The organism is Dolichospermum sp. UHCC 0406 (assembly GCF_009712025.1).
Lineage (GTDB): Bacteria > Cyanobacteriota > Cyanobacteriia > Cyanobacteriales > Nostocaceae > Dolichospermum > Dolichospermum lemmermannii.
This window is the reverse complement of sequence record NZ_VILA01000016.1, coordinates 277,442-303,359: the sequence shown is the minus strand read 5'-3', so window position 1 is coordinate 303,359 and position 25,918 is coordinate 277,442. Positions and strand designations below refer to the sequence as shown.

The 25,918-nt window shown below is 37.7% G+C and carries 18 protein-coding genes; 7 read left to right on the top strand and 11 right to left on the bottom strand.

The genetic code is table 11. From position 1 onward, the window contains the following. The first annotated feature begins 297 nt into the window (after positions 1–297). Positions 298–900: a superoxide dismutase gene (locus FJR09_RS15825; protein WP_015078569.1), complete on the top strand. Its 603-nt coding sequence runs from the start codon at positions 298–300 to the stop codon at positions 898–900. A 108-nt stretch (positions 901–1,008) separates the two neighbouring features. Here FJR09_RS15825 and FJR09_RS15820 read toward each other — a convergent pair whose 3' ends face one another. The 6 genes from FJR09_RS15820 to FJR09_RS15795 form a co-directional block, all read right to left on the bottom strand. Further along, positions 1,009–2,352 (bottom strand): O-antigen ligase, encoded by a 1,344-nt coding sequence (locus FJR09_RS15820; RefSeq protein WP_168653399.1) that lies wholly within the window; start codon positions 2,350–2,352, stop codon positions 1,009–1,011. After that, a complete protein-coding gene (locus tag FJR09_RS15815) occupies positions 2,334–3,176 on the bottom strand; it encodes a YaaW family protein (protein ID WP_015078571.1) in 843 nt (280 codons plus the stop codon). Before FJR09_RS15815 ends, FJR09_RS15820 begins: the two co-directional genes overlap by 19 nt. A 235-nt stretch (positions 3,177–3,411) precedes the next feature. Next, positions 3,412–4,659, bottom strand: coding sequence for a DUF4912 domain-containing protein (locus tag FJR09_RS15810; RefSeq protein WP_015078572.1), 1,248 nt, complete (start codon positions 4,657–4,659; stop codon positions 3,412–3,414). 324 nt (positions 4,660–4,983) lie between these two features. Beyond that, complete coding sequence (locus FJR09_RS15805; RefSeq protein WP_083881415.1) at positions 4,984–5,208, bottom strand: hypothetical protein; 225 nt, start codon at positions 5,206–5,208, stop codon at positions 4,984–4,986. Next, a complete protein-coding gene (locus tag FJR09_RS15800; RefSeq protein WP_015078573.1) occupies positions 5,166–7,451 on the bottom strand; it encodes an IMS domain-containing protein in 2,286 nt (761 codons plus the stop codon). The genes FJR09_RS15805 and FJR09_RS15800 overlap by 43 nt, the downstream gene beginning before the upstream one ends. A 251-nt stretch (positions 7,452–7,702) precedes the next feature. After that, on the bottom strand, positions 7,703–8,011 hold the full coding sequence (locus FJR09_RS15795) for a DUF3067 family protein (protein WP_015078574.1): 309 nt from the start codon (positions 8,009–8,011) through the stop codon (positions 7,703–7,705). Positions 8,012–8,047: 36 nt separating this feature from the next. Here FJR09_RS15795 and FJR09_RS15790 point away from each other — a divergent pair, with 36 nt between their 5' ends. Together FJR09_RS15790 and petC are read left to right on the top strand one after the other, a co-directional pair. After that, positions 8,048–8,554, top strand: a complete 507-nt coding sequence (locus FJR09_RS15790) for a hypothetical protein (protein ID WP_254433127.1) — start codon at positions 8,048–8,050, stop codon at positions 8,552–8,554. Between the two features lie 224 nt (positions 8,555–8,778). Continuing rightward, on the top strand, positions 8,779–9,318 hold the full coding sequence (gene petC, locus FJR09_RS15785) for a cytochrome b6-f complex iron-sulfur subunit (RefSeq protein WP_015078576.1): 540 nt from the start codon (positions 8,779–8,781) through the stop codon (positions 9,316–9,318). Between the two features lie 21 nt (positions 9,319–9,339). Here the strand turns inward: petC and FJR09_RS15780 are convergent, their stop codons facing one another. Then, complete coding sequence (locus FJR09_RS15780; RefSeq protein ID WP_168654115.1) at positions 9,340–9,540, bottom strand: hypothetical protein; 201 nt, start codon at positions 9,538–9,540, stop codon at positions 9,340–9,342. Here FJR09_RS15780 and petA point away from each other — a divergent pair. Beyond that, entirely contained in the window at positions 9,443–10,444 is a 1,002-nt protein-coding gene (gene petA, locus FJR09_RS15775) for a cytochrome f (RefSeq protein ID WP_015078577.1), read from the top strand. The two genes, FJR09_RS15780 and petA, sit on opposite strands and share 98 nt — an antisense overlap. 235 nt (positions 10,445–10,679) lie before the next feature. Further along, the gene (locus FJR09_RS15770; protein ID WP_015078578.1) at positions 10,680–11,450 is read left to right on the top strand and encodes a glucosamine-6-phosphate deaminase; all 771 of its coding nucleotides are present in this window, start codon (positions 10,680–10,682) and stop codon (positions 11,448–11,450) included. Positions 11,451–11,495: 45 nt separating this feature from the next. Here the strand turns inward: FJR09_RS15770 and FJR09_RS15765 are convergent, their stop codons facing one another. The 4 genes from FJR09_RS15765 to FJR09_RS15750 form a co-directional block, all read right to left on the bottom strand. After that, positions 11,496–12,191, bottom strand: coding sequence for a DevA family ABC transporter ATP-binding protein (locus tag FJR09_RS15765; protein ID WP_015078579.1), 696 nt, complete (start codon positions 12,189–12,191; stop codon positions 11,496–11,498). Positions 12,192–12,197: 6 nt separating this feature from the next. Next, the gene (gene devC / locus FJR09_RS15760) at positions 12,198–13,373 is read right to left on the bottom strand and encodes an ABC transporter permease DevC (RefSeq protein WP_168652211.1); all 1,176 of its coding nucleotides are present in this window, start codon (positions 13,371–13,373) and stop codon (positions 12,198–12,200) included. A 138-nt stretch (positions 13,374–13,511) separates the two neighbouring features. Beyond that, positions 13,512–14,714 (bottom strand): ABC exporter membrane fusion protein, encoded by a 1,203-nt coding sequence (locus FJR09_RS15755; protein ID WP_168632282.1) that lies wholly within the window; start codon positions 14,712–14,714, stop codon positions 13,512–13,514. A 371-nt stretch (positions 14,715–15,085) separates the two neighbouring features. Beyond that, positions 15,086–15,415, bottom strand: a complete 330-nt coding sequence (locus tag FJR09_RS15750; protein WP_015078582.1) for a hypothetical protein — start codon at positions 15,413–15,415, stop codon at positions 15,086–15,088. Between the two features lie 897 nt (positions 15,416–16,312). Here FJR09_RS15750 and FJR09_RS15745 point away from each other — a divergent pair. Beyond that, positions 16,313–23,101, top strand: a complete 6,789-nt coding sequence (locus FJR09_RS15745; RefSeq protein ID WP_168653824.1) for a type I polyketide synthase — start codon at positions 16,313–16,315, stop codon at positions 23,099–23,101. Positions 23,102–23,214: 113 nt separating this feature from the next. Beyond that, entirely contained in the window at positions 23,215–25,899 is a 2,685-nt protein-coding gene (locus FJR09_RS15740; protein ID WP_015078584.1) for a PfaB family protein, read from the top strand. The last annotated feature ends 19 nt before the right edge of the window (positions 25,900–25,918 follow it).

Here is a 25,918-nt window from a genome sequence, read left to right as displayed (position 1 = left end):
TTTGCAGATTGATTCATCTATCTTGAGATGGATATTAGTCTGAGTTAATCATTATATATTTTAGACTGGGCTTTTTTCTCACGCTTCAGGTGCAGAGGCAACAGAGGGAAGTTAGGAGTTTGGTCTAAATAGATGAAATTTGCTTTATTTATAAACTAATTGCTGGGAATTTTCAGTTTGGTAGTAGAATAATAATGTTAAGTTTTGTATAAAATTCCTGAATACGAAACCTGTAATTTGCCTAGCTCTGGCAATAGCTTTCAACTAGAAAACAGTAAAGAGAGGAGATCTCACACAATGGCATTTACCCAACTAGCTTTACCTTTTGCTTCTGATGCTTTAGAATCCTATGGCATGAAAGCGGAAACCTTTGAATATCACTATGGTAAGCATCATAAAGCTTATGTAGATAATTTGAATAAGCTTGTTGATGGTACAGAATTAGCTAATAAGTCTTTGGAAGAAGTAATTCAAATTGCTTTTGGTGACTCTGCTAAGGCTGGAATCTTCAACAATGCGGCTCAAGTTTGGAATCACTCTTTCTTCTGGAATTGCTTGAAACCAGCAGGTGGCGGCGCACCTACAGGCGCATTAGCAGCTAAAATTGAACAGGATTTTGGTAGCTTTGAGAAATTCAAAGAGGAATTTTCTACTGCTGCTGCAACTCAATTCGGTAGTGGTTGGGCTTGGTTGGTTGATGATGGTGGCACACTCAAGGTAATGAAAACCCCTAACGCCGAAAACCCCCTTGCACATGGTAAAAAAGCATTGCTTACCATTGATGTTTGGGAACACGCATATTACATTGACTTCAAAAATGCTCGTCCTGGATTCATCAAGAATTTCTTAGATAATTTGGTGAACTGGGATTTTGTCGCTGAAAATTTTGCAAAAGCTTAATGCTTAGATTTTAATGGGGAAAGGGGTAATTGATAATTGTTAATTACCCCTTTCCTCACAACTAATCCTCTTGTTAAGATTGCTTTACACATTTGGGTTTTCCCCAGTCTACCTACTTGTTTGACGTGATTGATATTCATACATAACTCCGCACAATGCAGCAACAAAAACCCAAGAGAGAGTATTCAACCGAATATCAAATGTGGTAACATCAACGGTATTAAATAATATCCACCCTATAAAAGTAATTAGATAACTAAAGAAGATTAGGCGATTTTCTGCTTCTATAGATGCAGAGATCCCCGATTTCTTTAAGAAGTCGGGGATCTTATTCTTATTGTTAAATAAAATTTGACTAGCTGCAATTAATATCCAAGCCAGCAAACCACAAAATAGCAAAGTAGTAATTAACCCAGTTTCCGCAGACAGCATTAAAAATAGGTTATGAGGATGGTTGACATCAATTTGCATTTGGGTTTTATAAAGTCCACTAAAACTGCGTAAACCTGAACCAGTTAAAGGATGTTGCTGAGTTAAATTCCAGGCAAATTCCCATTGGGTTTTCCGCATTAATTCCAGCGGTCTATCAGGAAACATATCATCATTTAACCGCGCCCAAATGCCGTAGGGAACAAAAAGGCGGAAAAATTGGGCAATAGGTGAAGGTGCAAAAGCTGCCAAGAAAAAACAACTTGTAATACTGACAACAGCAGCAACAATTAATCGCCAACCTTGATATAAAGCATAAACTAAACAGGCAAAAATAGTTATTCCCCAACCATTGCGAGAATTGGTTAATATCAAGGCGATAAAATTAGCAAATACCGTAATTGTTAAGAAGATAATCAGGCGATTTTTTTGCTTGAGTTTGTGATAGTTTTCTAGCAATAAACCTAAACCCAAAATAAAGATAGTTACTAAGTATGCGGCTAAGGTATTTGGGTGCATGAAGTTAGAAGCCATGCGTCCGGATAATGATTTTTCTGGTGCAACTATCCAATCAAAGACAATCCATAAAACCTGAAATCGGAAATTCCAACCGAGAAATAATTGCCCAAAACCGATGATTAAAACAGGTACAGAACCAAACACCATGATCCAAGAAATTTGTCGTAATTGGTTGGGTGTTTGCATCAGGGAAGTTAGTCCTGTAAAAAAGAAAAAGAAGGGGATGAAGTTGAATAAACCTAAAAAAGCATCTAATTTACGATAGGCAAATCCGGTAGTAATGAGTAGTAAGATACTCAAAAGAGCAAATCCCTTGTGAATTGGCCGATTGCTAATAATCCGCGATTGTTTTCGCCAAGTTAACAATGATGCCACGACGATAGAAATACCGCCCAAAAATGGACTCAGGGGGCAAGATAATAGTCCAAATTGCAACCAATTCCAAGGGGTTTGTAAGCGGGAATTTGGATGATAAAAAGTTTTATTTAAGCTATTTCCCAACATTCTGTACGGGTAAGACGAATTTGCGCGAGGGTGAAGACACAAGGAATAATTCTGCCATAGTTTGTGGCGATCGCTCTCCAACCTAAATCAGCAAAAAACCAAGCCCACATGACTGGACCGACCAAAGCAAACGCACTGCGAACCGCACCATAACGGGCTGCACTCATAGTCATACCTCGACGGGACATTTGTAAAGCTACATAGTTTTGAAACTGTTTGGTTGCTAATCCTGTACCTGTAATTGTGGCTTCTTTCGCTACCTGATAAGTAGCTAAATGAATAGCAAATTGACGGGCGATTTGTTGGAGAACAAAAGGTTGGATTACAGACGTTACAGCCAAGGCACTACCACCTTTAAATATTAATCCTAAAGGATCACGTTGCAATGATAATGGTAATGGTTGTTTAAGTTTTGATTGTGCTAATTGATGTTGAACATTAATAGTTAGTTGTTGTTTTTCCTGTTTTGGTAGTTTTTTCCAAACCTTTCCTAAGAGATGCAAAAATACTTCTGCTTCTAAATCAATTGTTGTTAGATCTTGATAATAGTGAATTTTCAAATATTTGCATACTTGAATTAGGGCTTGTCTGTAAGTTACTTGATCAGTACGTCCCCGTAATACTGTCATCCCGTCAGCAGCTAAAAAACGAAAGCGATTTTCTATTGTATCTAACCAAGTTTGACGATCTTGGCTTTGTACTGCAATGGGTTCGGGTGTGTGAACATAATCTAAGGGGTTAAACTTGCGACTAAACAGAATTGCTGTTAAGTCCTGTAGTTCCTCTTCTGTAGCTAGTTCCAATACCGCCCTGAGTTCTTCCAATTTCCCTTCCTCTCTTAGGTGCAGCTTATCTGTCCCCTATTCTACTATCTTATAAATCAAATCTTCCATATTTATTCTTAATTTATATTTTTCTTCCAGTCATTAACAATTGTGACAGTTGAGGTCGGAATGTGAGCTAAAGTTGTTTATTTTTTTCAGTAAAAAACCCGCTATAGGAATACTATAGCGGGTAAAATTAACAATTACAGTTATGGTTAATTTTCAGATACAAATATTATGCCAGCCATTCCAGAACAGCTTCATCTTTAGTATTAGTATGACGAGAAGGTGTTTCCCGCTCAAATTTCATGTGAATAGAACGGGTTTGTTCACCATCAGCCGCAACAGCTAAAATTGGATAGTCAATTAAACCATCTTGGAAGGACATTTGGAAGCGGAATGTACCATCGGAATTGAGTTTAATTGGACGACCACCAATGGTAACATTTGCATCAGGTTCAGTTGCACCGTAAACAATCAATTCAGCGTCAGCAACTAACCAGAATTTGCGAGGACGTGCAGGAACAGCAGAAGCGGAGAAACCGGACATTCCCACACCGGACATGGTTAAACCAGATACGGTAGGAACAGCCCACATACCCACACCAGATGGGAAAACGTAGGAACTGAGAGCTTGTTCGGGAGCAGCAGAACCGGGGACGTGCTGCATAGAACCGAAGATAGAACCTGCTACCCGTTGAGCTTCAGCGGATTCTGCTAGACCAAAGATTTGTTCGTAAATGGGATTTCCACCACCCGCAGTCGCAGCAGCAGCAGTTGCTAATTTCTTAGATGGGGGAACTAGTTCGTAGAAAGTCTTAGCACGCAGGTCTTCTTCAAAGTCTACGGTGATGAAGACATCTTCAATCCAATCGGAAGGATAAACGGGGGGAATATGTACTCTCGCAGAACGTGCTAATACTAACCAACCACCATCAGCGGTGCGATAACCAACATCTATCACATAATCGCGATCGCTCACGGGAATTGGCAAATACCATTCTCTCGCTAGTTCATCAGCAGGGTATTCTTGAATACTGTGGGGACTTTGATAATCTAGATCAACATCAGTGACATCATAAATCCGCAAAGCTAGGGTTTGTCCACCTTGACGACGCAGTGCTTCTTTATGGTCGTTAGGAATATCCCAGTAAGTGTAAGCCCATTGAGGATCACGAGGTAACAGAACAATCCGACTGTCACCATAACCAGCTGGTAAATCTGCTAGTGCTTCATCAACATCAGCGAGAGAACCACCAGTCCGATCTTCTTGACCTAACTCAAATTTTGCTGCTTCCACGGTTTCTTGTGCCTCCAGATTAGGGGATGAACTGAGCGAGAACTTACTATGCTGAACTTCTTCAATTGATGCTAATAACTGCGATTTCCGCATTCTGCTATAGCGAGATATACAGAATTCACTGGCAACTTTGCGTAATTGCCGTAGGGTCATCTCTTCTAGCGGTGGCCGTTCTTTTGCCATTGATTTGGACTCCAGTAGTTTACAAGGTAAATTATTTTTTCCGGGTTAAAAAAATTTTGATGAAATATCATCTACCCAGATTTTTTTATTCCTGACTCCTGGTTTGTCTCCAGTTTTAAATTTGTTTACTGTTTGTTTTTTATTAAGATACCAACTCATCGAAATTCCTAGTTATGCCGTTGTTTTGCATTTCTTTGGGATTGCCAAAAGTTGTTAAGTAAATATTAACCAGTAAAACTATCTAGGGATCAAGGGGTCTAAAGATAGGTTTTACTATATTTCACGTAGTTATCAGCCTTGCGGGGATCAGTTTGTCATGGAATCTTAATATAGTGATCTCAGATAGAGGATTACTGTCAAGGTTTGATGACATTGAGGGCAGGGAACATGGAAAAGAGTAGATTTAACAACGAACAACTGTACGGGCGAAGCATTTGGAGAACTATTTTTGGCAATGACCGATAATTTATCTTCCAAATGCTTCGCCCCTACTAACAACTGACCAATTACAAAAAATTCTGAATTACTGACATTCGCTGAATCAGCCATTTACCTTCTTTGCGAACCAAATCATAGCGAACGCGCAAGTTTTCATTAGAAGACTTTTTCTGCTGACTATTCTGATAGAACTGGGTAACTTCTTGTACCTTAGCGTCTACAGATACATAATCTTTATCTGTACCTTTTTTAGAAACAGCTACTATTTCTACATTATGTTTATATTGGCGATAGCGTTTCTCTTCTTGTTCTTGCTGGGCTACTGACTGCCATTGTGATAAAACTGCACCTGTTAAAATTTCCTTTAAACCATCAATGTCATGTTTTTGCCCTAAAGCTGAGGTTTTGACTGATAACCAAGTTTCAATTACTTCTTTTGCTGTCTCCTTGGTCAGTTCTTCGGTGCTTGATTCAGGTTCGCTGTTGGGGTCAGGAATGGTGATTGGTGGTTGATTTAGTTGTATTGCTAACTGTTCTCCCTGGAATGATGCACTGGGAAAGAAGATATTTTTGACCAAGCCAAAAGTTGTTGATACTAATAACGAAAAAATTAATACTCCTCCCAATGAGAAGAAAACTAGCCAAACTAAGCGTGTTTTTGGATCTAGACTACTGAGAAAATTAGTTTGAGACTGGATGAATCGCTGGGAAAGGTTATTAGCAGTAGGTTTACGTCTTCTGCGTTTGGGGGGTTGGTGGTTTGTTGCTGTGGTCGGAGTACCATTGGTTTGATGTGGTATTAGGTTCGGGGTTGCTGCTGTTGAGGGTATTTGTGATGTTTGATTTCCCGCATTTGCATTTGTTGGTGGATGATTCCATCTCGGTATGGAAACTTGGGTAGATTCAGGTTGAGGTCGAGGCTGGGTTTGTGGTAACTCAGGATTGACGGGTTGATGATGTTGCGGTGTTTGTGTGGTGTTATTAGTATGGTAACGAGAATTATTAATATCTGGTTGGGGAAAGGATTGATGATTAATTACTGACCATTCATTAGTAATTTGGGCATCGGTAGGTAAAGATTCTAGATAAGCTTGTACTTGTCTATCGGCAAAGTAATCTTTTAAAGAGGCTTGCTGTTTTGCTAAATCCCGAAAATGGGGAAATACTTCTTGCTGTAACCATTGTTCACTATATAAACACAGTCCTGGTAATAGGTCTGGTGAGTCTTGGGATTTTTCCCGAATAAAAGCTAAGGCTTCATATTCTTGACTTAGTTCTAAAACACGGGTGGCTTCTTCGGTTTGTCCCATTAGCAAAGCACAAAGCGATTGTTCTAAATGCACGTCTTGGCGTTTGCCTAATTGCATTAACATTTGCTTGGCTTGGCGAATTAATGCTGGTTGGCGTTGGGCAAAACCTCTGGCGATTAGGGAGTATACTGCTAAATATGTGGCCACGGCTGAGGGGCGTTTACTTTCTAATTCAAAGAGTTTATGCTGTTCTGCGACTGTTAAATAATGGCGAATTTGTTGGATAAATCGTAAAAAGTCATCTATATTTAATCCTGATTGATCATTGCCTGTACCATCAATACCGCCACGATCTTCTAAGATACTTTGTAATAATTCTAATCCTTGCCGACGTTTGGGAATTTGTGTTTGTGGTAGTGCTAATAGTTCCAAGATGCGGTAGGGACGCAGTTTGTAAAGATCAGCGGTCATTTCAGCGCGGACGCTGGGAAATAAGCCTTCTCGTGCTAATAATTCTTCACCTGTTTCTAAGGATACGGCGGCATTTTCATAGTGACCTTGTTGCCATTCTTCCCGTCCTAGTTCTAGGCAAGCTAGGGAGACGGTGAGGATAATATCTGGTAAGTCAGGGTTTTCGGGAATTTCTATTTGGGTAGCACGATGACCTGTTTTAAGACTAACTGAACTAGGTTTATTAACTAGGTACGGGCGACCAAGTTTTAATACTAATTCATATTCTCCTAGTTCTTGGAGGATTAACAAAGAGCCAACTAATCGCTCTGGGGTGATTTCAATGCTGAGACTTTGAGCATCTTGATCTTTGGAGTTATTATCTGTTAGGGTTTGTTGTGGAACTTGATCAGCAGTTTTGTTAGGAGTATAAACGTGAGCTAGATAAAGCTGATCGTAGGCTTTGCGCTCGTCGGTATCTAATAAAACCATATAAGCTTCTTCAATCAGCTTCTTGCGAGAAGATATAGATGTAGTCGAATATTCCCGTCGGGGCAATTGGACAATGCGATCGCTGTATGCCTGTCGCAATTGTTCCTCATTGGCCGCCAACGGTAATCCTAGAATTCGGTAATAATCAAGCGGAATTCGCACAGCTTACGTCCCCTGCACTGTGTTCTCGTAGCATCTCGTAAAAATTAACATAATTTACCCAGAGCGTTCCAGGCTTCTAAAACCGTCCCATAATCATAGCTTGATTAATACCGTGTTGACCTAGTACAATAAGTGTAGATAGTAACAGATATATTAGTCATTTCCGTTAATTTTTTTATATCTTCAGTTTAAGGTTATGGAGTTGGGAGTCAGGAGTTAGGAGTAACACCTTATTACCTATTGCCTAATTTTTAAACGATCCATTCTGAAGCGCGTTCACCTAAGTCCAGGGGGATACTAACTGCTTTACCAAGACGGGGACGCTCTTTGGTTTCTAGAATGAAAGTTTGTACTTGTTGTATTCCTCCCAAGGCATTGAGATAATTAGCAATGCTGTCAAGATGATCTTGGTAATCTGTTTCGCTTAAAGGGAAAGAGGCTTGTCCAAAGTATTTCCACATGATTTGTAGAAATATTTTGCCCTGAGTGCGGCGAAACTGGACATCATAAGGTTGTCCCCATTTATCAATCAACAGTTGGCGTAATTCCTTTCCGGTCATAGTAATTTTGGTCTGTTGTCCGTTGTCAGTTGTCAGTTGTTAGTAGGGGCGAAGCATTTGGAAGATAAATTATCGGTCATTGCCAAAAATAGTTCTCCAAATGCTTCGCCCGTACAGTTGTCCGTTGTCCGTTGTCCGTTGTCCGTTGTCAGTTGTCCGTTGTTAGTAGGGGCGAAGCATTTGGAAGATAAATTATCGGTCATTGCCAAAAATAGTTCTCCAAATGCTTCGCCCGTACAGTTGTCCGTTGTCCGTTGTCCGTTGTCCGTTGTTCGTTGTCCGTTGTTAGTAGGGGCGAAGCATTTGGAAGATAAATTATCGGTCATTGCCAAAAATAGTTCTCCAAATGCTTCGCCCGTACAGTTGTTCGTTGTTCGTTGTCCGTTGTCAGTTGTTCGTTGTCCGTTGTCAGTAGGGGCGAAGCATTTGGAAGATAAATTATCGGTCATTGCCAAAAATAGTTCTCCAAATGCTTCGCCCGTACCGTTGTCCGTTGTTAAGAAGTTTCCTTCTGTTCCCTGTTCCCTATTCCCTATTCCCTGAGCTTATCTAGATTTTACATTTAGTTATGATATTAAGTTCCGTGACTCCAGTATGATAAGGATATAAAGAAATGTAATGCTAACAGATAAAGATGCTCACTATGTCTTGCAACTGAGAATTAGGGTATCGCTGTGAGCGTTATGATTTCGATTCAGATAAGAGTGGCTCTTGTGCTGGTACTCTTGTCAAAATGATTAATAAATTACACAAACAGCGCGGAGATTATGGCTCAATTTTCTGAATCAGCAGATGTTCCCGATATGGGTCGTCGTCAGTTTATGAACCTACTCACTTTTGGGACTGTTACCGGAGTGGCGTTGGGTGCATTGTACCCTGTTGTTAGCTACTTTATTCCTCCTTCTAGCGGTGGTGCTGGTGGCGGTACAGTAGCCAAGAATGAATTGGGTAATGATGTTAGTGTTAGTCAATTTCTAGACAGCCATAATGTGGGCGGTCGCAGTTTGGTACAAGGACTCAAGGGAGATCCTACCTATATTGTAGTGGAAAGTAAAGAAGCGATCGCTGACTACGGGATTAATGCTATTTGTACCCACTTAGGTTGTGTTGTCCCTTGGAATGTGGCTGAAAATAAGTTTAAATGCCCTTGTCATGGTTCACAATATGACGCTACTGGTAAAGTAATTCGCGGTCCTGCACCAAAATCCTTGCCTCTAGCCCATGCCAAAGTGGCAGACGACAAAATTCTGTTAACACCTTGGACAGAAACCGATTTCCGCACTGGGGATGCCGCTTGGTGGGCTTAAATAGTGCAAAAGTTATTAGTCTCAAGTCAACAATCTAGGGCTTTTAATCAACTCTTGACTACTGACTACTGACCAATGACAACTGACAACTGACAACTGACCACTGACAAATGACTTTATAGAGATGAGAAATGCCCTTACACCTGCGAGGTTAACTCGCACTGCTAAAGCAATGGTTAATACACTGCTTATAGCGATCGCTACTGTGACTTTTTTCTTCACTAGCGATATAGCCGTCCCACAAACTGCTGCTGCCTATCCTTTCTGGGCGCAAGAAACCGCTCCTGCAACCCCCCGCGAAGCAACGGGTCGAATTGTTTGCGCTAACTGTCACCTAGCAGCTAAACCCACAGAAGTGGAAATTCCCCAATCTGTGCTTCCTGACACTGTATTTAAAGCCGTTGTCAAGATTCCCTACGATGCCACTGTGCAACAAGTGGGTGCTGATGGTTCTAAGGTGGGCTTAAATGTTGGTGCTGTACTAATGTTGCCTCAAGGCTTCAAGATTGCCCCAGAAGATCGCATTTCTGAAGAACTCAAGGCAGAAGTGGGTGATATGACATTCACTCCTTACAACGACAGTACAGATAATGTTGTCATTGTTGGTCCATTACCTGGTGAAGAATATCAAGAAATTGTCTTCCCTATTCTTTCTCCTAACCCCGCTACAGACAAAAATATCCACTTTGGCAAATACTCTGTTCATGTAGGCGGTAATCGTGGCCGTGGACAAGTTTACCCCACAGGTGAAAAGAGCAATAATAACGCATTCAACGCTTCTGCTGCCGGTACAATTAGCAAAATTGCTAAAACAGAAGATGAGGACGGTAACGTTAAGAATCTGATTAGTATCACAACTGCAACTGGTGATGTTGTTACAGATACAGTTCCTGCTGGTCCTGAACTAATTGTGACTCAAGGACAAGTAGTTACAATTGGTGATGCTTTGACTAACAACCCCAATGTTGGTGGTTTTGGTCAAAAAGATGCAGAAATTGTGTTGCAAGATTCTTCTAGAGTTGCATGGTTGGTTGCTTTTATCTGTTTGGTGATGTTGGCACAAGTAATGCTAGTTCTCAAGAAGAAACAAGTAGAAAAAGTTCAAGCTGCGGAAATGAATTTCTAAATCATAACTATGATTTGTGTGATTGATTTGATTGATTACAACAATCAGGGTTCAAGCTGCGGAAATGAATTTCTAAATCATAACTATGATTTGTGTGATTGATTTGATTGAGATGATTGATTACAACAATCAGGGTTGAGGATACTGACAAATTCTTTGCTAAATCATCAGCTATTTGACAGGCTTTTTGCCTGTCTTTTTTTATAATTGATAATTAGTAATTGGGAGTAAACAAATGATAGAACCTAGCAAATCTTTTTATGTTGATCATCTATTGGTAGAGGTTTATGCTTCTGAAATGGAAATGTCAGAAAGTGTGGCTAAAATCACACATCAATATTTACAAAATCTGCTTGACAAACAGGATACAGTTGCGATTTTATTAGCTACAGGAAATTCCCAAATTCGATTTTTGGAGGCTTTAATTGCTTTAGAGGGAATAGATTGGTCACGGATAATTTTATTTCATTTAGATGAATATTTGGGAATTACATCCGATCATCCTGCTAGTTTTCGGCGTTATTTGCGGGAACGGGTCGAAGAAAAGGTGTGTCCCCAACAATTTTATTATATAGCAGGGGATACATTACAACCAATAGCTGAGTGCGATCGCTATACTCGACTCTTAGAAAATCAACCTATTGACCTATGTTTTTTAGGTATTGGGGAAAATGGACATTTAGCATTTAATGATCCAGTGGTGGCAGATTTTCAAGATCCTGCTAAAGTTAAACTTGTCAAACTGGATCATGTTAACCGTCAACAACAAGTAAATACAGCATATTTTGCCAATTTAGCAGATGTTCCTCAATACGCATTTACTGTAACTATTCCCATGATTTGTCATGCTAAAAAAATAATTTGTTTAGCACCAGCAACCAGAAAAGCCCAAGTAGTTAAAACTCTGTTAACAGGAAATATTACTACTAATTGTCCAGCTTCTATTTTACGTCAACAACCCCAAGCTACTTTATTTTTAGATGTTAATTCTGCTAGTTTACTATAACTACTAGATCCCCGACTTCTTCAAGAAGTCGGGGATCTAAATAAATCAATCATGTTGGATTAAATAACCATCTTCCATATTAATGATTCTGTCAGCAATATCTAAAATTCGGTTATCGTGGGTAACAATTAAAATGGTGCAATCTTGTTCTTTTGCTAATTGCTGCATTAAATTAACCACATCTCTTCCTGATTTACTATCTAAAGCCGCCGTAGGTTCATCAGCTAAGACTAACTTAGGATGACTCACCAAAGCCCGCGCAATGGCTACTCGTTGCTTTTGTCCCCCGGAAAGATCGGAGGGGTAATAATTAATTCTATCTCCCAATTTCACAGCCTGGAGCATTGTTTCTGATTGGATATAAGATTCCCATTGAGAAATATTGCGTTGTAATTCCAAAGACATTTGCACATTTTGCATAGCTGTGAGGAAATCTAGTAAATTATGAGCTTGAAAAATATAGCCAATTTGTCGCCGTACCTGGACTAATTCTTCATTACTAGCACCTAATAATTCCTGTCCATTAAATTTTAAACTTCCCTCTTGGACAGAACGCAAACCACCAATTAATGTTAATAAAGTAGTTTTTCCTGAACCAGATGGTCCAGTCATAATCACAATTTCTCCAGCTTTGATAGTTAAATTAATATCAAACAAAGTTTGAGTTCGTAATTTACTATGACCAAAGTAATGATTAAGATTTGTGATTTTCAAAATATTGGCATCAGGTAAATATTGCATTATTAGTTAATTAAAGATTTCTGCTGGATCTACTTTACGGAGTTTATTGGTAGAAAAGAAACCAGAAGTTAAGCACATAATAATCACAGAAGTGAATACTAATGATCCCTTACTTAAATCCATAACAATTGGTAATTTAGTTGCATCTTTAGCAATATCATATAGCCCTAGAGAGATAGCAAAACCAGGAATAAAACCCAAGACAGCTAAAATTATAGCTTGCTGAAATACGACATTTAAAAGATATTTATTTCTAAATCCCATAGCTTTAAGTGTCGCAAATTGGACAAAATGAGTTGATATATTACTATAAAGGATTTGATAAACAACAATTACACCAACCACAAAACCCATCATTACCATTAAATTAAATACAAATCCAATTGGTGTTCTTAATGTCCAATAGCTTTTTTCAAAGTCAATAAATTCTTGGCGTGTCATTACCGTGACATCTTTTGGTAAACTATTAGATAAAGTTGTGAGAATTGTTTGGGGGTTAACATTAGGTTTTAGATGAATTAAGCCTATATCTATTTGATTTGATCTATGTTCTGGAAAGATTTTAAAAAAAGTAGAAGAACTGACTATTAAATTACCATCCACACCAAAGGAAGGACCAAGAGTAAATAAACCACTAACTTTAACCTTATAACCAATAGTTCCCAAATAACTAAATATTTCCATACCTATAGGCTGATTTTTTTGAAAATATTCAGCAATTGGTCCAAATTCTGGCCGGGCTGCGCGGTCAAAAAATACTTGATCAGGAATTTTTAGTAATTGAAAATCTTGATCTACTTCTGGTAATGTAAAGATAGATTTTACCGGATCAAATCCTAGAATGTAAATAGGATATTTGCGGCCATTAATGGGATTTTTGAGTTTAGCAAATTGGACATATAAAGGTTCAACAGATTCTATGCCGTTAAAACCTAATATTTGATATAAACGACTACGAGGAAAGCTTTGAGTAGAAGTCAAAGATTTATATTGGGAACTAATTAAAAACAAATCACCTCGCAGGTGTTTATGGACTTGAGTAGCACTAGAATAAAGAGCATCCTGAAACCCAATTTGCATAAACATCAACACAGAAATAAAAGCAATCCCAGCCAATGCTACAAAAAAGCGCACTTTTTGTTTGATCAATTGTAGCCAAGGCAAAGGTATATTTAAAATCATGTTTTACCTCCTATTCCTTATATAAATGCACCCCACCCCGCAAGCGAGGAGGGGACTATGATGTATCTCATTCAAGTGCATACCGCTATATAAATCATCCAAATCAAATTAATCAGACAAATCATAGTTCAGACTTTGTTATATTTTAATAAGTGCCTGTACCTGTAAATTAGTTAAACTAGAAACTCGTTGATTATCTGCCGAGTTGTCAATGCGAATTTTCACATCAACTATTTTGTTATCTGTATCTGAACCGGGATTAGTATTGAAGATATTTTGTCTACCAATTTGTAAACCAATATCTGCGACAGTTCCCTTTAATTTTCCGCTAAAAGCCTCACTGGTGATAGTTACTGATTGACCTAAACGAACTTTTTTAATATCAGTTTCGTAGACTTCTGCAACTACATACATTTGTTGAGTTTGTCCTAGTTCTACTATGCCTTTATTGCCAATTATTTCTCCTGGCCAAGTATTAATTTTTAGAACTTGAGCATCAATAGGGGAACGGATAGAACTTAAATTTAGCTCGGCTTGAGCTTGTTGAACAGATGCTATAGCACTTTTTACATTTGCTTGAGCTAGTTGCACATCTGTGGGGCGAATTTCGGCAATACTATTAAGTCTAGCTTGAGATTCAGTTAACTGTTTTTGCAAAGTTTCTATAGTTCGTTTTAGACTAGCATTAGCTTCATTAAGTTGTTGTTGCACAGTATCCCGGCGTAATCTTTTAGTATCTGCATCAGAAGCAGAAATAGCACCATCTTGATATAATTTCTGATAGCGTTGATTTTCGGTTTCTGAATTTTTTAGTTCAGCTTCTAAACGAGAAATTGTAGCTTTTTGAGTAGAAACTGATCCTCGTAAATCAGCTTCTAAACGAGAAATTGTGGCTTTTTGGGCTGAAATATCCCCTCCTTTTGCCCCTGCTTCTACTTGTTGAAGATTCGCTCGACTAACTTCTACTTGTCGGTTTGCTTTTTCTAAAGCTGCAAGATTAGGTATATAATTATCAAGAATTGCTACTAATTGTCCTTGACGAATTTTATCTCCTTTTTTAACTAGGAGTTGATTAACTCTTATCCCTGTTTGAGAATTAGGTGCGGAGAGACGAATTACTTCTCCTTGGGGTTCTAAACGCCCTAAAGCAGCAACAGCAGTAATAGTAGGGGCTGAAATGGGAGAAATAGAAGATATGGTCGGGGATGATTTAGACGTTTTCTGAAAATATGAAAGGCTATAGATAGATATTATGCTAGTAGCTATAACTCCAGCACTTCCTAACATTATCGGCCACAAACTCATAGGTTTTGTGAATGAGTGCTTTTCTTTGTGTACCATAATTTTGTCTTTTAAATTAGGAAATATGACAATATTTCTGACTCTAAATTAGAGACAGAAAAGCCATTACACTTGATAGCATCTCTTGATAACCTTATCTGGTTCAGTTAAGAAAAAAGTAGGTTGGATTAAGTGACAGCACCACCCAACATTATCAATCATTTTGTTGGGTTTACTGCCGTCAACTCAACCTACATAATTAACTGAACTGGATTAATTGATAACCTTAATATCCAACAAAATACAACTAATCAAAAATTCTTTACTTTGGTTGACTAAATGGAAAGTTACATAAAATACTTAAATACTAAAATTCTGCCAGGTAATTGGTAATTAGTTGCTGACTATTACCAATTACCATGATCAAAATTTTATTTATTTAACACAACCTCTTTCTCTTTTTTCTTCCGCATGATTGCCAAATATTCGCTGCGGGTTCCGTCTACTCGATAATGATCACAAATTTGACAAAGTTTGAGAAGATCCAAGCGACTGAAGATTTTTTGATGTTCAATAGCGTTGTCATTCCGCCACCGCCAGAATGTGGTTCTATCAATTCGACGATTGCTTTCAGGCCATCTTCTCCGTGATAGAAAATCTACTAATTCATCTTCATGAAATGAGTAACCTTTTGGTAATTTGAGGAGTTGTTCTCGTAACTCATTCAGCGGGATGAGTGGATCTAATTCAGATAGTCTCATGCCAGCAATTCCTTGTAGTTTTTGTAATTCCAATATTGCAGAAGCCAAATAATGCAATAACGTTTAATTGACTAATTTTATGCTCGAAGACTGTTTGAAATTCACAGTCTAAATTTCCCTGATTTAATAATTTAGAGTAAACTTATTTTTTGAGAATTTCAACCTATATGCAACAGATTGTTTCATAGAACCTTGTTTATCGCACTATCTGGGATTTGTAAAAATCGCAAGCCTCAAATTTTTAATTCTTTAAATAGAGGATTACTAATTTTGCATTATCTCAAATTTAGGACTTAAGTTGATGAAAAAATATATTTTTAACTCCTGAGATATATTTAATAGTGATCTATTTTACAAAGGTGAAAAAATATTTCTGGAGATAGATGTAAAAAATAACTATTTAGCATTAGAAACTAATGAACAATAATTACATATTGCACATTCTATTTTTATCCAGAGAATTTGTTATTCTTAGTTATTGTAAAATAAAGTTTTCAATAAGTTGGAACTAATAATATGCAATCTCTATGCAACTTTTGTCAAAATGGCTAAAACTTAGATAATAATTAGTGTATTGGATAAGCAAAGATATTTCTGCGACGACTCTATCAATTTTACATCTGCAAGACTTTTATAAAGTTGCACGTAAGTTGCTTATGAGTTGCAATAGGGTTGTCACCAAACTCAGATTAATATAGGCGGAAATTTAATTTATAGTCTGGAGGATTAATCAGACTATTTCATATTTAATCGCCACAATATTTATCAATAATTTATGTCGAGTTCAGATTTCAATACTGTTAAGAATGAAAATCAATTCTAGCTTAGTTTAATTTAGTCAAAAAACAAGCTGCTATTCACCTCTATATTGCTCGATCAAAAGAGGGAAATATGATCATGGCTGCTTCCAAATTTGAAGCTGCTTTTGCACAGTTGCAATCTGAAATTAGTAACTGTGAAAAGTCTGTACTCAAGATGATAAAGGTTAAAAAAAATATGCCTGATACCACAAAGATGAAAAATGAAATTAATGCTAAATTGCGAACAACTAATGTAGCAATTGTTGGGATGGCTTCTATTTTTCCCCAGGCGAAGAATTTACAGGAATACTGGGAAAATATTATTCAGAAAGTGGATTGTATTACTGATGTTCCGGCTTCCCGTTGGCAAATAGATGATTATTATGATCCTGACCCCAAAGCAGCGGATAAGACCTATTGTAAACGGGGTGGTTTTTTACCAGATATTGATTTTAATCCCATGGAATTTGGCTTACCTCCTAATATTTTGGAGGTGACAGATATTTCTCAATTACTCGGTTTGGTAGTGGCAAAAGAGGCATTAGAAGATGCTGGTTATGGGACATCTCGCCAATTTAATCACGAACGAACAGGAGTAATATTAGGAGTAGCAATTGGTAGACAATTGGCTGTTCCTTTAGGTGCAAGATTGCAAGATCCACTTTGGAAAAAAGTTCTCAAAAATAGTGGTTTATCAGACGAAGATAGCCAGAAAATTATTGAAAAACTCAAAAGTGGATATGTGCAATGGGACGAAAATGCCTTCCCCGGAATGTTAGCTAATGTGATTTCTGGACGTATCGCCAACCGTCTGGATTTGGGCGGAATGAATTGCGTAGTGGATGCAGCCTGTGCGAGTTCTTTGGGTGCATTAAGAATGGCTATTAGCGAGTTAGTGGAACATCGCGCTGACATGATGATAACTGGCGGGGTGGATACGGATAACTCAATTTTCGCCTATATGTGCTTCAGTAAAACCCCTGCTGTTTCCCCTGGAGAAAAGGTAAGACCCTTTGATACTGATGCAGATGGAATGCTATTAGGCGAAGGCGTGGGAATGCTGGTACTTAAACGTCTAGAAGATGCCCAACGAGATGGCGATCGCATCTATGCAGTCATTAAAGGGATGGGTAGTTCTAGCGATGGCAAGTATAAAAGTATTTACGCACCTCGGGCAGAAGGACAAATTAGTTCTTTGGTTCGTGCCTATATAGATGCAGGTGTTTCTCCTGCTAGTGTAGGATTAATCGAAGCACATGGCACGGGAACGATGGTAGGAGATCCTACAGAATTTACATCTATTACCAGCGTTTTTAGCGAAAATAACCCGAAAAAACAGCATATTGCTTTGGGAACTGTCAAATCTCAAATTGGACATACTAAGGCGGCGGCTGGTGCAGCTAGTCTCATCAAAGCGGCTTTAGCGTTGCACCACAAAGTCTTACCACCGACGATCAATATCAGTAAACCCCATCCTAAACTGAATATTGAGAACTCGCCATTTTATTTAAATACGGAAACTAGACCTTGGGTAAGTCATCCTACCCAACCAAGAAGGGCAGGAGTCAGTGCTTTTGGCTTTGGTGGTACAAATTATCACGTTGTCCTGGAAGAATACGAGCATGAACATCATCACCCTTACCGTTTACACCATAGGCCAGAATCCTTACTGCTATTTGCCCCCACCCCTTCAGAGTTGTTATCTCGTTGTCAACAAATCCAGCAACAATTACAGATTGAGGGTAAAGAAAGACACTATCAACAATTAATTACTGATTCTCAAACCAGGAAAATTCCCGTTAATTATGCCAGAATGGGCTTTGTAGCTAATGATTTAGCGCAAGCTGAGGAATTACTAAAAATTGCGATTGCAGGGCTAAAACAGAAGCCTGAAGCCGAATCCTGGGAACATCCTCAAGGGATTTACTACCGTCAAAAGGGGATAGATCCGACAGGTAAAGTAGTGGCTTTGTTTTCTGGACAAGGTTCACAATACTTAGAAATGGGGCGGGAGTTGGTGATGAATTTTCCCTGCTTGCGCCAAACCTATACGCACATGGATAGCCTTTTGTGTGAGGACGGGTTACAGCCCTTGTCAACGGTAGTATTTCCTCAGCCTGTTTTTGATGAAGCACAAAAGCAAGTTCAGTTAGCAACGTTGCAAAAAACTGAATATGCACAACCAGCAATTGGAGTATTTAGTGCGGGTTTATATAAAATTTTGCAACAAGCTGGATTTAAACCTGATTTTGTTGCTGGTCATAGCTTTGGTGAATTAACAGCTTTGTGGGTTGCAGGTGTATTAAATGAAGAAGATTATTTGTTCTTAGCAAAAGCTAGAGGACAAGCTATGGCTGCACCGGCAAATCCCAATTTTGATGCTGGAGGAATGTTAGCCGTTAAAGGAGATATTCAGCAGATAACGGCAGTAATTAAAAAGTTTCCCCAGGTAGCAGTTGCTAATAAAAATTCTCAGCACCAAATAGTATTAGCTGGGAAGAAAGAGGAAATTAGTCAAGTCCAAGATATTCTCAAAAAACAAGGTTTTACTACTTTTTTATTAGGAGTTTCCGCAGCATTTCATACACCATTAGTATCTCATGCTCAAAAACCTTTTGCCCAAGCTGTTGAAAAAGTAAATTTCAACGAAGCACAAATTCCCGTTTATACTAATGTTACAGGTGGCTGTTATCCTCAAGAACCCCACGCTATCCAAAAAATCCTCAAAGAACAATTGTTCAATCAGGTATTATTTCAGCAGGAGATTGAAAATATTTATGCTGCTGGTGGTTATTGTTTTGTGGAATTTGGTCCTAAAAATGTGCTTACAAATTTGGTAAAGGAGATTTTAAATGATCAACCCCATATAGCTATAGCTGTAAATCCAAATCATACCAAAAATAGCGACAAAACTCTTCGACAAGCCATAGTTCAATTGCAGGTAGCTGGGTTATCTTTGCAAAATTTAGATCCCTATCAAGTCGTAACTAAAATTCCCGAAATTCCTCAACAAAAAGTTTTGAATGTGCGGTTAAATAGTACCAATATTACCGAAAGAACTCAAAAAGCCTTTGCGAAAGCCTTAGAAAATGGTCATCATGTAGGGGTGATATCTTCCCAACCAACAATTAACGAAAATTACCCAACTTCATTTAACGAAAATCATCAACCACAGGGTAACGAAAAGCCTCCAACTTCATTTAACGGAAATCATCAACCACAGGGTAACGAAAAGCCTCCAACTTCACTCAACAGTAAATTAGAAAAAGTAGAAATTCACCCTCAAAATTCTGAAAAAGTTATTCACAGCTTAGAAAATTTCATCACAGAATTTAGTCAGCAACAACGGGACATTATCCATGTTCATGAACAATCTTTGCAAAATCAAACAGAATACACAAAGACATTTTCTCAATTAATGCAGCAGCAGTATTCATTATTGGGAAATAATGAACCTACAGAACATCAATCTCAAACTCAGCAACTAGCAATTTCCAATTCTGAACAGAACATGATGCGGTTTCATGATCATCAAGGTGATACCCTCCGCATTCATGAACAATATCTCAAATATCAACATGAATATACCCAAAATTACTTTCAACTTCTGCAAAAACATTTTCATTTACTGACTTCAGAAAATAAAGTCATCAATTATGTAAATCATCCTCAACCCACTTTTTCTCCCCAAATTCAACAAGACTTAGAAAACGATGAAAAAACCGACTTATCTCCACCTCTTCCTCTCTGTACCTCCGCGCCTCTGCGTGAAGAAAAAATCATCCCAAATATAGATAAAGCTACCCTTAGTCAAACTCTACTAAACGTTGTCAGTGATAAAACAGGCTACCCAGTAGAAATGTTAGAACTGTCAATGGATATGGAAGCAGATTTAGGAATTGATTCTATCAAACGAGTCGAAATTTTAGGAGGTTTATTAGAAATATATCCCGATTTACCTAAACCCAACCCCGAAGAATTGGGACAATTAAGAACTTTGGAACAAATTGCCGAATATATGCAAACTTTAGTTTCAGATGTCTTAAATCAACAGATAGAAACATCAACCGCAATTATTACCACAGAGGTATTAGTAGAAGTTCCTCAACCGGAATTAATAACATCCACACCTGAAATTGAAGAACAAAAAGCAGAAGTAGAAATTCCCGCAGATTTAAGCGATATTCTGTTAACAGTTGTCAGTGATAAAACAGGCTACCCAGTAGAAATGTTAGAACTGTCAATGGATATGGAAGCAGATTTGGGAATTGATTCTATCAAACGGGTAGAAATTTTAGGAGGTTTATTAGAACTATATCCCGACTTACCTAAACCCAACCTCGAAGAAATTGGAGAATTGAGAACTTTGGCCGAAATTGCCACTTATATGCAGCAACAAGCCCAGGGAATTTCTAATTTATTGACTGAAGAAATAGTAGAGATCACAACAACCACATTTCTGCCAAATATCCGCCGCAGTATTGCCAAATTACAGCAACTTCCCACACCTGATAGTTTAGAATTTTCTCTTCCTGAAAACCACATTGTATTAATAACTGATGATGGTTCTTCTACTACTGAAAAATTAGCAGAAAGTTTGACAGCTAAAGGTTGGAAAACTGTAGTTTTAAGTTTCCCTGGAATTGATTCAAATATTCATAAAGGAATCAATAGAGTAGTTTTAACTGATTGGAATGAAGAAAATTTACAACAACAGTTAGAACAGATTGCTGATAATTATGGTACTGTAGCTGCATTTATTCATCTCCACCCAGCAACACCATTAGACATAGATAAATCCATTCTGCGTCACGTCTTCTTAATCGCTAAATACCTGAAAGAACCACTCAACGAAGCCGCAAAATTTGGCCGCAGTTGTTTTATTAACGTTGCGCGTTTAGATGGTGAATTTGGATTAGGAGAAACCCATGATTTTAGTGCAATTTCCGGAGGATTATTCGGACTTAGCAAGAGTATTAATCAAGAATGGGAAAATGTATTTTGTCGTTCCCTTGACTTAAATCCAGAAATAGATCCAGAAACATCTGTAAAACATATCCTCGCGGAAATTCATGATTCAAACTTGTTAATTCAAGAAGTAGGATATAGCAAAAAAGGAAGAGTCACTTTAATTGCAGACTTCAGCCCATTACCAACTACTAATTCTCAAAGAGAGATTACCAAAGATCAAGTTTTTCTAGTTAGTGGTGGTGCAAAAGGAATCACAGCCCAATGTGTCATTAAAATCGCCCAGCAATATCAATGTAAATTTATTCTTTTAGGGCGTTCCAGTCCAGAACCTGAACCAGTTTGGGCAGAAAATTGCGAAAATGAAGCAGAATTAAAACAGCGAATTTTAGAAAATTTCCAAGCCCAAGGGGAAAAAGCAACACCAATAATGGTACAGAAAAAGTATCAAGCAATTTCCTCACAGCGAGAAATTCAAAGTAATCTTAAAGCCATTGAACAAGCAGGAGGAAAAGCAGAATATCTGAGTGTAGATATTACCGACACAGTATTACTAGAATCAAAACTTGCAGATGTAATTGAACGTTTTGGGGCGATAACTGGCATAATTCATGGTGCAGGAAACTTAGCTGATAAACGCATTGAAAAAAAATCAATTCAGGATTTTGAAAATGTTTATGCAGCTAAAGTTAAAGGTTTAGAAAATCTTCTGCGGTGTGTACCAGCGAGTCAATTGGAATATTTAGTTTTGTTTTCTTCCGTGGTAGGATTTTATGGCAATGTGGGACAATCAGATTATGCCATAGCCAATGAAATCCTGAACAAATCTGCCCATTTAATTAAACATAATTACCCCAATTGTCATGTCATGGCTATTAACTGGGGTCCCTGGGAAAGTGGCATGGTATCATCAGAACTAAAGAAAGCTTTTGCAGAAAGAGGAATTGAAGTTATTCCCGTAGAGACAGGAACACAAATATTAGTTAATGAACTAACTACCGCTAATCAAGACACAGTTCAATTAGTGATTGGTAGTCCCTTAACTTATGTTCCTGCAACCTTATCTAATGAGCTAAAAACCTATCGAATTAACCGCCAATTAACATTAGCAGAAAACCCATTTTTACATGATCATGTTATCCTCGGTCGTCCCGTACTTCCTGCCACCTGTGGGTTATTATGGATGACTAATGCTTGTGAACAACTCTATCCTGGATTTACAGCCTTCGGTTCTCCCAATTTCAAAGTTTTAAAAGGCATAGTTTTTGATGAAACCTCAACAAATGAGTATGTTTTAGAAATTCAAGAACTTGCAAAACATGAAAATCAGAAAATAGAATTTGCTGCTAAAATTAGTAGTAAGACATCAGACGGAAAAGTCCGCTATCATTTCAGCACAAATCTAATTCTCAAACGAGAAATCCCCACACCTCCTAATTATGGAAACCTGAACTTTAATCAGGATGAAAATCTCCTCAAAACCAATCAAGAATTATATCAAGTAAATGCTTCTAGCCTATTTCATGGAGTCACCTTTCAAGGTGTAAAATCAGTTTTAAATACCAGCCCTAGTCAGATAACGATTGAATGCTACTTACCAGAACCCACAGCACAACAACAGGGACAATTCCCAGTGCAAACATTCAATTCCTACATAGCAGATGTCCAGATTCATTCTCTCTGGATTTGGACACAACATTTTCATCAAGTTGGATGTTTACCATCAGAAATTAAGAACTTTGAACAATTTGCAAAAGTGCCTTTTGGTGAGACATTTTATGTGACTTGTGAAGTGCAATCAAAGACAGAATCATCGGTGGTTACAGATGTGATTACCTATGGTCATCAAGGACAAATTTATAATCGCATGATTGGCGCTAAAGGAACAATTCTACCTCGACAAATAGTCAAAGATTAGATTTTTTCACGCAGAGACGCAGAGGCACGGAGAGAATTAAGAGTGTATTTATCTGCAAATATTTTTTCTGTGTCCTCTGTTTCGGTTAGTTTATAAAAAAATGGAGAATCATAATGAAATCAATTGCACAGAATCAAAAGTTAGCAATTGTCGGTATGGATTGTTTTGTGAGTAGTTCACCAACATTAAATAAGTTTGAACGTCTGATTTATGAAGGTAAGCAAAATTCAGTTACATCTGAAAATTATCAGCAAACTCCTTTAAGTCGAGAGGTGATCAATTCTGCGCTGGAAGATGCTAAAATTCAACCAGATAGAAAGATAGCTTTAATCATCATTTCTCCCACAGAAAATTCTGCTAAATTAGCTAATTATATTTCTGCTGAATTAGCATTTTTTGCCGAAGAAAATTCGCTTTTATCAGCCTTGGATGTCAGTAAAAAATTATTAATTTCCCAACAAGTTGAAGCTGTTTTAATTGTCGGGATAGATAAGAATTACCAGATAGAAATTAATCCGACTGGATATGCTTTCAGTTATGACGAAAAAGCTCAGAGTATCATAAAAACAGCAGGTGCTGCCGCAGTAGTATTACAACTGTATGAAACAGCCAAGCAACGAAATCATTGCATCTATGCAGTCATTGATGGTTTGAGTGTAGTGAAAGATGCTCCAAATCATCCAGAAACTGTTAAGCAAGCTTGTCAAGAGGCGTTTCAAATAGCAGATGTTAATGCCGCAGATATTGGTTATTTGGAAGTTGTTGCTAGTGGGATTCCTAACGCAGATATAGCGGAAATTCAAGGTTTAATATCGGCTTATCAGACAGGGGCAGAAAATCTGAGTTGTGCCTTGGGTAGTGTTAAAGCAAATATTGGCAATACACAAGCCTCTGCGGGCATATTTAGCCTCATTAAAACCGCACTTTGTTTATATTATCGTTATATTCCCGGTGTTCCCCAGTGGTTCAATCCTAAACAGCCAGAAATTTGGCATGGAAGCCCCTTTTATGTAGCCGTAGAATCAAAACCTTGGTTTTTAGAACCTGGTGCGACTAAAAGAATAGCTGCGGTAAATATAATGGAAGAAGATAATATTTATGGACATTTAATTTTGTCAGAAGAAATCAGCCAGATAGAACGCAGTAGTCAATATTTAGCAGAAATGTCCTATTATTTATTTCCCATTGCGGCTGATGATCGTGCTTCTTTATTAACACAAATTACCGCACTTCAACAAAGTCTCACAGATGTTTCTTCTCTATCGCAACTTGCTAGTGATTATTTCCAAAAATATCAGCAATATCAACAATCAACTTACGCTTTAGCAATTCTTTCACGACATCCAGAAGAATTAAAACGAGAAATTGAAAGGGCAATTCAGGGAGTGAAAATTGCTTTTGCCACTGGCAAAGATTGGCAAACTCCTCTTGGTAGTTATTTTACAGTTAATCCCCAAGGAAAAAAAGGTCATATTGCTTTTGTTTATCCTGGTTCTTTTACTTCTTATATAGGAATGGGACGAAATATTTTCCGTCTTTTCCCTCAACTCTACGATGATGTTGTTGTTAAAAGCGTTTATAATCGAGCCGCTGACATTGAAAAATTTATCTATCCTCGCAGCATTAATAAATTATCAAAAAGACAACTAGAAACTATAGAACAAAAATTAATAAATGATCCAGTTTCTATGCTGGAATGGGAAGTTGGTTTAGCGAGATTAATGACAGTAATGCTGAAAAATCACTTTCGCATTCAGTCCCCCTATGCTTTTGGATATAGCCTTGGTGAAACTAGCATGATGTTAGCACAAGGGGTCTGGACTAGCTTTAAAAGTACCAGTGATTATTTGAATTCATCCCCTTTATTTAAAACCCGGCTATCTGGTCAAAAAAATGCAGTTCGTCAGCATTGGGGATTACCTTTAATTTATACAGGTAAAAGCGAAGAATTTTGGAGTAACTATATTTTGATATGTTCCTCTTCCCTAGTCCAAGAAGTCCTAAAAAATGAAAGTCGGGTTTATATCGTTTTAATTAATACACCTGAAGAAGTCATTATTGCTGGTGAAACTCAAGCTTGTGAAAGAGTTATTCAAACATTAAAATGTGACGCTTTTCCAACATCAATTAATCATGTAATTCATTGTGAACCAATGCACTCTGAATATGATGAATTAGTAAAAATCAATACCTTACCTAGCCAAGCAAATTCAAAAACAATTTTCTACTCTGCGGCAGAATACGCACCCATGAAAATTGATAGTAATTTAATAGGCAAAAATATTGCTAAAGCCCTTTGTCACCAACTTGATTTTCCTCGCTTAGTTAATCGTGCCTACAATGACAATATCAGAATCTTTATTGAAGTTGGTGTTGGTAGTAACTGTAGTCGGTGGATTAGCGAAATTCTCAAAGACAAAGAACATCTAGCTGTATCTCTAAATAGAAGAGGTGTAGATGATCATACCTCCATTATTAAAGCCTTAGCCAAGCTATTTAGTCATCGAGTTGAATTGGATTTATCACCTTTATATTCTTTTCCCAACATCAAATTGGATCAAGATCATGCTTGCGAAAATCAGTCATCTTTTCCAGATAATTCCTTATTAAATTATGAACACAAAATAAAATCCACCCCTAATTATAAAAGTTTAAATGATCATCATGTCCGGCTGGCTAAAGCACACGGATTTTTATTAAAGTCCCGGCAAACATCACTTCAACAACTTAGTCTCTTTCTCCAGCAGCAATTAGATTTGTACAAAAAAATGGTGACCCAAGTTAGAAAAGAAAAGTAGAAATACAGAGTAATTCTTG